This window comes from Nonomuraea antimicrobica (assembly GCF_039536965.1).
GTDB lineage: Bacteria > Actinomycetota > Actinomycetes > Streptosporangiales > Streptosporangiaceae > Nonomuraea > Nonomuraea antimicrobica.
The window spans coordinates 1-6,719 of sequence record NZ_BAAAZP010000038.1; the positions used below are offsets into that span (position 1 = coordinate 1).

Annotated in this window: 9 protein-coding genes and 2 pseudogenes; 8 read left to right on the forward strand and 3 right to left on the reverse strand. The window is 73.3% G+C overall.

What is annotated here, in order from left to right; all coding sequences use genetic code 11:
- The 7 genes and pseudogenes from ABD844_RS11445 to ABD844_RS11475 form a co-directional block, all read left to right on the forward strand.
- Nucleotides 1–441, forward strand: a pseudogene (locus tag ABD844_RS11445) (acetyl-CoA C-acyltransferase); the annotation flags it as partial.
- A gap of 3 nt (nt 442–444) precedes the next feature.
- On the forward strand, nt 445–1,119 hold the full coding sequence (locus ABD844_RS11450) for an energy-coupling factor ABC transporter ATP-binding protein (RefSeq protein ID WP_344875839.1): 675 nt from the start codon (nt 445–447) through the stop codon (nt 1,117–1,119).
- A complete protein-coding gene (locus ABD844_RS11455; protein ID WP_344875841.1) occupies nt 1,116–1,730 on the forward strand; it encodes an energy-coupling factor transporter transmembrane component T family protein in 615 nt (204 codons plus the stop codon). The genes ABD844_RS11450 and ABD844_RS11455 overlap by 4 nt, the downstream gene beginning before the upstream one ends.
- A gap of 40 nt (nt 1,731–1,770) precedes the next feature.
- A complete protein-coding gene (locus tag ABD844_RS11460) occupies nt 1,771–2,127 on the forward strand; it encodes an ArsR/SmtB family transcription factor (protein ID WP_344875843.1) in 357 nt (118 codons plus the stop codon).
- Entirely contained in the window at nt 2,124–2,729 is a 606-nt protein-coding gene (locus tag ABD844_RS11465) for an SRPBCC family protein (RefSeq protein WP_344875845.1), read from the forward strand. Before ABD844_RS11460 ends, ABD844_RS11465 begins: the two co-directional genes overlap by 4 nt.
- Before the next feature lie 14 nt (nt 2,730–2,743).
- Entirely contained in the window at nt 2,744–3,142 is a 399-nt protein-coding gene (locus tag ABD844_RS11470; protein ID WP_344875847.1) for a VOC family protein, read from the forward strand.
- A gap of 66 nt (nt 3,143–3,208) precedes the next feature.
- Nucleotides 3,209–3,847, forward strand: coding sequence for an NAD(P)-dependent oxidoreductase (locus tag ABD844_RS11475; protein ID WP_344875849.1), 639 nt, complete (start codon nt 3,209–3,211; stop codon nt 3,845–3,847).
- A 22-nt stretch (nt 3,848–3,869) separates the two neighbouring features.
- On the opposite strand, the gene ABD844_RS11480 is transcribed toward ABD844_RS11475, so the two are convergent.
- From ABD844_RS11480 to ABD844_RS11490, 3 genes are read right to left on the reverse strand one after another with little or no spacing between them, the layout of a single operon-like run.
- Nucleotides 3,870–4,514 (reverse strand): response regulator, encoded by a 645-nt coding sequence (locus ABD844_RS11480; protein ID WP_344875852.1) that lies wholly within the window; start codon nt 4,512–4,514, stop codon nt 3,870–3,872.
- Entirely contained in the window at nt 4,505–5,644 is a 1,140-nt protein-coding gene (locus tag ABD844_RS11485; protein WP_344875854.1) for a sensor histidine kinase, read from the reverse strand. The genes ABD844_RS11480 and ABD844_RS11485 overlap by 10 nt, the downstream gene beginning before the upstream one ends.
- The gene (locus ABD844_RS11490) at nt 5,628–6,245 is read right to left on the reverse strand and encodes a DedA family protein (protein WP_344875856.1); all 618 of its coding nucleotides are present in this window, start codon (nt 6,243–6,245) and stop codon (nt 5,628–5,630) included. The genes ABD844_RS11485 and ABD844_RS11490 overlap by 17 nt, the downstream gene beginning before the upstream one ends.
- A 112-nt stretch (nt 6,246–6,357) precedes the next feature.
- Here ABD844_RS11490 and ABD844_RS11495 point away from each other — a divergent pair.
- Nucleotides 6,358–6,719: pseudogene (locus tag ABD844_RS11495) on the forward strand (ATP-dependent helicase); the annotation flags it as partial.

Consider the following 6,719-nt stretch of genomic DNA (forward strand, 5'->3'; position numbering starts at 1 on the left):
GGCGCCGCGGCGGTGGCCGTCGTGCCCGAGCGGCTGCGCGCGGGCCTGCCGGGGATGCGGCTGGTGGCCGGGGCCGTGGTCGGGTGCGATCCGGCGCTGCCCGGGTGGGGGCCGGTGCCCGCGGTGCGGCGGGTGCTGGCGCGTACGGGGGTGGGCATGGAACGCGTCGCGGCGGTGGAGATCGTGGAGGCGTTCGCGGCGCAGGTGCTGGCCGTCACCGACGCGCTCGGGCTCCACCCGCTGGGCGCCGACGCCGATCGGGTGTGCCCCGACGGCGGGGCGCTGGCGCTGGGCCATCCGTGGGGGGCCACGGGGGCGGTCGTGGTGGCCAGGCTGTTCAGCGGGCTCGTCCGCGCCGCCGCCCCGCCGGGGACGCTGGGGCTGGCGGCGGCCGCGGTCGGCGGCGGGCTCGGCGTGGCCGCCCTGTTCGAGGTGGTCTGAGAAGTGATCGAGTTCGCCGACGTGCACGTCCGGCTCGGCCGGCGTGACGTGCTGCGCGGCATCACGGCGTCGCTGCCGGAGCGCCGCGTGGGCGTGGTCGGCGCCAACGGCTCGGGCAAGAGCACGCTGGCCCGGCTGGTCAACGGCCTGGCGCTGCCCACCTCGGGCAGCGTCACCGTGCTGGGCATGGACACCCGCCGCGACGGCGGCCGGATCAGGCGCGGGGTCGGCTTCCTGTTCACCGACCCCGACGCGCAGATCGTGATGCCGACCGTGGCCGAGGACGTCGCCTTCTCGCTGCGCCGCAAGAGGCTGGCCCGCGCGGAGGTGGAGCGCCGGGTCGGGGAGGTGCTGGCCCGCTACGGCCTGGCCGATCACGCCGACCATCCCGCCCACCATCTGTCGGGCGGGCAGAAGCAGCTCCTGGCGCTGTGCTCGATCATGGTGCTGGAGCCGGACCTCCTGGTCATGGACGAGCCCACCACCCTGCTCGACCTGCGCCACTCGCGCCAGGTGGCGGCCCTGCTGGAGGAGATGCCGCAGCAGGTGCTCGTGGTCACCCACGACCTGCCGCTGCTGGCGGGCTTCGACCGGGTGCTGGTGCTCGACGAGGGCCGCGTCGTCGCCGACGGCGCTCCGGCCGAGGCCGTCGCCCACTACCGCGCGCTCATGGCGTGACCGGCGTGCACAGCCTGACCGGCGCGTACGTCCCCGCCTCCTCGCCGCTGCACCGGCTGCCGGCGGGCGTCAAGCTGGCCGGGCTGGCGGCGGCCTGCTCGGTGCTGGTGCTGCTGCGCTCGCCGTGGGCGCTGGCCGGGGCGGCGGTCGTGGTGGCCGGGCTCCACGCGCTGGCCCGGGTGGGCGTGGCGGCGGCCTGGGCGCAGGTCAGGCCGGTGCGCTGGTTCGCGGTGGTGTTGTTCGCGATGCAGTTCGCGTTCGCCGGGCTGGACGGGGCGGTGACGACGACGCTGCGGGTGGTGCTGGCCGTGGCGCTGGCGGGGCTGGTGACGCTCACCACCCGGGTCTCGGACATGATGGCGGCGCTGGAGCGGTGCCTGTCACCGGTCCGGTTCGTCGGGCTGGACCCGTTGCGGCTGTCGTTGCTGCTGTCGCTGACCGTACGCAGCGTGCCGGTCGTGGCGGAGCTGGCCACGCGGGTGAGGGAGGCGCAGCGGGCCAGGGGCGTCGAGCGCAGCCTGCGCGCCTTCGCCGTGCCCCTGGTGGTCAGCTCGCTGCGGCATGCCGACGCGCTGGGGGAGGCGCTGAGCGCCCGTGGCCTCGATGATTAAGGTTTGACTTATATAAGCGAGCCCTGAAATACTCTGGGCCGTGCACGCATTCGATGTGCTCGGCGATCCGGTCCGCCGCAGGATCCTGGAGCTGCTGGCCGACGGCGAGCAGAGCTCGGGCGAGGTCACCGCCGTCATCCAGCGTGAGTTCGGCATCTCCCAACCGGCCGTCTCCCAGCACCTGCGGGTGCTGCGCGACAACGGGTTCGCCAGCGTGCGGGCCGAGGGCACCCGGCGGCTGTACGCCGTCGAGCCGGGCCCGCTGCAGGAGATCGATCTCTGGCTGGAGCGGTTCCGCGGTTTCTGGGGCCCGCACCTGGACGCCCTGGCGACGGAGCTGGCCCGCGGCAAACGCCGGCGCCGCATGGAGAGCGAAAGAGAGAAGGACACCCGATGAAGATGATCGACGAGCTCAACCGGGCTCATCGCGAGCTGCTCGACGGCACGCGCAAGGCCCTCGTGCTGAGCCGCCACTACGACGCCGAGGTCGAGGACGTGTGGCAGGCCTGCACCGACTCCGAGCGGCTGAGCCGCTGGTTCCTGCCCGTCAGCGGGGACTTCCGGGTCGGGGGCTCGTACCGGATCGAGGGCAACGCGCACGGCGAGATCCTGCACTGCGAGCCGCCGAGCCTGCTGCGGATCTCGTGGCTGTTCGGCGAGAACCCCGGCTTCTCCGAGGTCGAGGTGCACCTGTCGGCCAAGGACGGCGGCACGCTGTTCGAGTTGCGGCACACGGCCGAGGTGCCCGAGGAGTTCTGGGGGCGGTTCGGGCCCGGCGCGACCGGCGTGGGCTGGGACATGACGCTGCTGGGCCTGGCCCTGCACCTGTCGGGCGGCGAGAAGTCCGACGAGGCCACCTTCCACCTGACCCCCGAGGGCCGCGCGTTCATCACGGCCAGCGGCCAGGCGTGGGGCCAGGCGCACCGGGCCGCGGGCGGCAGCCCGGACGAGGTCGCCGCCTCCGTCGCCAACACCACCGCCTTTTACGCACCCGAGTAGGAGTCCCGTTCCCGATGCCACAGAAGATCACCACGTTTCTCATGTTCCAGAACGGCGACGCCGAGGAGGCGATGAACTTCTACGTGTCGTTGTTCGACGACGCCGAGGTGGTCGCCGTCGAGCGCTACGGCCCGGGGGAGCAGGGGGCGCAGGGTTCGGTCAAGCACGCCACGTTCCGGCTGGCGGGCCAGGAGTACATGTGCATCGACAGCGCCGTCAGGCACGAGTTCGGCTTCACGCCGTCGATGTCGCTGTACGTCGGGTGCGACAGCGAGCAGGAGCTGCAGCGGCTGTACGACGCGCTGGGCGAGGGCGGCCAGGCGCTGATGCCGCTGGACTCGTACGGGTTCAGCACGAGGTTCGGCTGGGTCAACGACCGCTTCGGCGTCTCCTGGCAGCTCAACCTCCCCTGAGAGGCGGGCGGCGTACCCCCTGGGTAGGGTGGGTGAGTAACCACTTACCCACCCTTGGAGGGAGTCATGAGGATCACGGTCTTCGGCGCCAGTGGCGGCACCGGCCTGGAGTTGCTGCGCCAGGGGCTCGACCGCGCCCACCAGGTCACCGCCGTGGTGCGCCGGGCCGATCGCCTGCCCGCCGAGCTGCGCGAGCGCCTGGACGTCGTGGCGGCCGACGTGATGGACCCGGCCGCCATCGCGCCCGCCGTTCAGGGCCGCGACGCCGTGCTGAGCGCGCTGGGCTCGCGCGAGCGCGGCCCCACCACGGTGCAGACCGGCGGCATCGGCTCGATCCTGACCGCCATGCGCGGCGCGGGCGTACGCCGCCTGCTGACGGTCGGCGCCGCGGGCATGGTGGCCGACCCCGGCGACGGCCCCCTCACCCGGTACGTGCTCAAGCCCCTGGTCATCCAGCGCCTGTTCCGCCACAGCTACGCCGACCTGGCCGAGGCCGAGCGCCTGCTGCGGGCGAGCGAGGCCGACTGGACGATCGTCAGGCCCGCCCGCCTGACCGACGCCGGCCGGACGAACCACTACCGCACGGCCCTCGACCACAGCGTCCGGGGCGGCCTCAGCACCACCCGCGCCGACCTGGCCGACTGCATGCTGGAGCTGATCGCCGACCGTACGTCGGTGCGGCACGTCGTCTCGGTGGCCTCGTGACCGCTTCCGCTCCCGCGGCCACTCACGACTTCAGGAAGTGCAGCACCGCCAGCACCCGGCGGCTGTAGCCGGTGGCGTGCGACAGGCTCAGCTTGTCGAACAGCGAGTTGACGTGCTTTTCCACCGCGCTCTGCGAGACGTGCAGCTCCTGGGCGATCGAGGCGTTGGTCAGACCCTGGGCCATGCGTTCGAGCACCTCGCGCTCGCGGACGGTCAGCCGGGCCAGCGGGTCGACCTGCGTCGTACGGGCCAGGAGCTGCCGCACCACCTCCGGGTCGAACGCCGCCCCTCCGGCGCCCACCCGTTCCAGCGCGTCGAGGAAGTCGCCGACCTGCGCCACCCGGTCCTTCAGCAGGTAGCCCACGCCCGACACGTCCGAGCTCATCAGCTCGGTCGCGTAGCGCTTCTCGACGTACTGCGACAGCACCAGCACCTTGACCGACGGCCAGCGGCGCCGGATCTCCAGCGCCGCCCGCAGCCCTTCGTCGGTGTGGGTGGGCGGCATGCGCACGTCCACCACCACGATGTCCGGCAGGTACGCCCCCACCGCCGACACCAGCGCCTGCCCGTCGCTGACGGCCGCCGGCACCTCGTGGCCCTCCTCCAGCAGCAACCGCACCAGGCCCTCGCGCAGCAGCGTGGAGTCCTCGGCCAGGATCACCCGCACGGCAGCACCGCCGTGATCGTCGTGGGCCCGCCCGCCGGGCTGCTCACCTCGAACCGGCCGTCCAGCGCCGCGACCCGGCGGGCCAGGCCCGACAGGCCCCCTCCCGCGGGCTGCGCGCCCCCGCCGCCGTCGTCGCGCACCCGTACGAGCACCGCCGCGTCCTCCCCGCCGTCCTGCCCCTGGAGCTGGTGCACCTCGACGGTGATGAGCGCGGCGCGGGCGTGTTTGGCGGCGTTGGTCACCGCCTCGCACACCACGAAGTACGCCGCCGTCTCCACCGCTCTCGGCGGACGGTCGCGCAGCCGGCAGAGCACGGTGACCGGGACGCTGGAGCGTTCCGCGACGCCCGCCAGCGCGTCGTCCAGCCCGAGCGAGTCGAGCCCGCTGGGGTAGACCCGCCAGGCCACCTCGCGCAGCTCGGCCAGCGCCTGCTGCGCCTCGTGGTGCGCCTGCTCCAGCAGCTCGGGACGGCCCCGCCGGGAGCGGCCGATGAGCATCGACAGCGCCACGAGCCGCTGCTGGAGCCCGTCGTGCAGGTCGCGCTCGATCCGGCGGCGCTCGGAGTCGACGGCCGCCACGATCCCGGCGCGGCTCTCGGCCAGCTCGGCGATCCGGCGCTGGAGCGCCGCGGTCGGGTCGGGGCCGAGCAGGTGCCGGGCCAGCCGCCGTTCCACCGCCCGCACCCCCACCAGCCCCGACAAGTCCAGAAAAAGCAACACGAAACCGCCCACGGCCAGGTACGCCACCAGCGGCGGCGACGGCCACATCCCGTCGAACGGCTCGCCCCGCACCCACGCGGTCGCGAGCTGGGCCCCCATCGTCGCCCCGACGACCAGGAGCGCGAACACCGTCCCGCCCAGCACCCCGAGCGGCACCCGCGCGGCCAGGTAGCGCACGACCCTGCCGCCGGGCCCGGCCGCGGCCAGTGCGTCGAGCGAGGCCGGGTCGAGCCGCAGGCGGCGGGCCTCGAACCGGGCCAGCCGCCGCGCCGCCGCCCCGACGTTCGGATTGCCCAGGAACGGCAGCGTCAGCACCAGGAACACCAGCTCGGCCAGCGCGGTGACGGCGCCCAGCACCGCAGTGCCCACGGCCGCGCCCACCAGGCGCGCTCCCTCAGCGGCGACTCCCATGCCTCCCCTTGCGCCGCTCGGCCAGCCGGACGCCGACGAAGACCACGACCGCCAGCACGACGATCGCGATCACCACGTTGGTGCCGACGCCGACGTAGGTCTCCACCAGCTCCCAGTTTTCGCCGAGCAGGTAGCCGGCCATCACGAAGATAGTGTTCCAGATGAGGCTGCCGGCCGTGGTCAGCAGCGTGAACGAGAGCAGCGGCATCCGCTCCACCCCCGCGGGCACGGAGATGAGGCTGCGGAAGATGGGGATCATCCTCCCGAAGAACACGGTCTTGCGGCCGTGACGCTGGAACCACGCCTCGGTCTTCTCGATGTCGGAGATCTTGACCAGGGGCAGCTTGGCGGCGATCGCCAGCGTGCGTTCGCGCCCGAGCAGGGCGCCCACCCCGTACAGCGCCAGGGCGCCGACCACGGAGCCGAGCGTGGTGAAGATGAGCACGTCGAGCAGGTCCATCGAGCCCTTGCTGGCCGTGAAGCCGGCCAGCGGAAGGATCACCTCGCTGGGCAGGGGCGGGAAGAGGTTTTCCAGCGCGATCGCGATGCCCGCCCCGAGAGCCCCGAGGCTCTCCATCAGTCCAACCAGCCAATCAGTCATGAGGCTAAGGCTATGGAAGATCGGCGTAAGCGTGGAATGAGGAGACTGTCCGTTCTCAGACTGTGGCAAACCACACCCCGCACGTACCGTACACTGTACGGCCGTGAGCTCTATGACGGACCTGGCCCGGCACCCGGCAGTCTTCCAGCCCGGCGACCCGCCCCGAACCGGGCACGTCGCCTTTCTCGACCCCGACGGTGAGAGCCTGCTCACCGTGGCCGAGCAGCGGGAGGACGGCACGCTGGGCACCCGCCGGGCCCCGGCCACCTTCGTCCCGGTCGGCACGGCCGTGGCGGGCCTGGCCAGGGCCCGCATGGACCCGCTGGCGCACCCGGCCGCCCGCTTCTGGGGAGCGGCGGCGCTGGTGGCCCTGCAACTCGTCACGCGCGGGCGCATCCTGCCCGGCCTCTCGCCCGCCGAGCACGACTCCTGGCGGGCCGGGCCGCTGGACACCGACGACGTGCGGCGCGTACG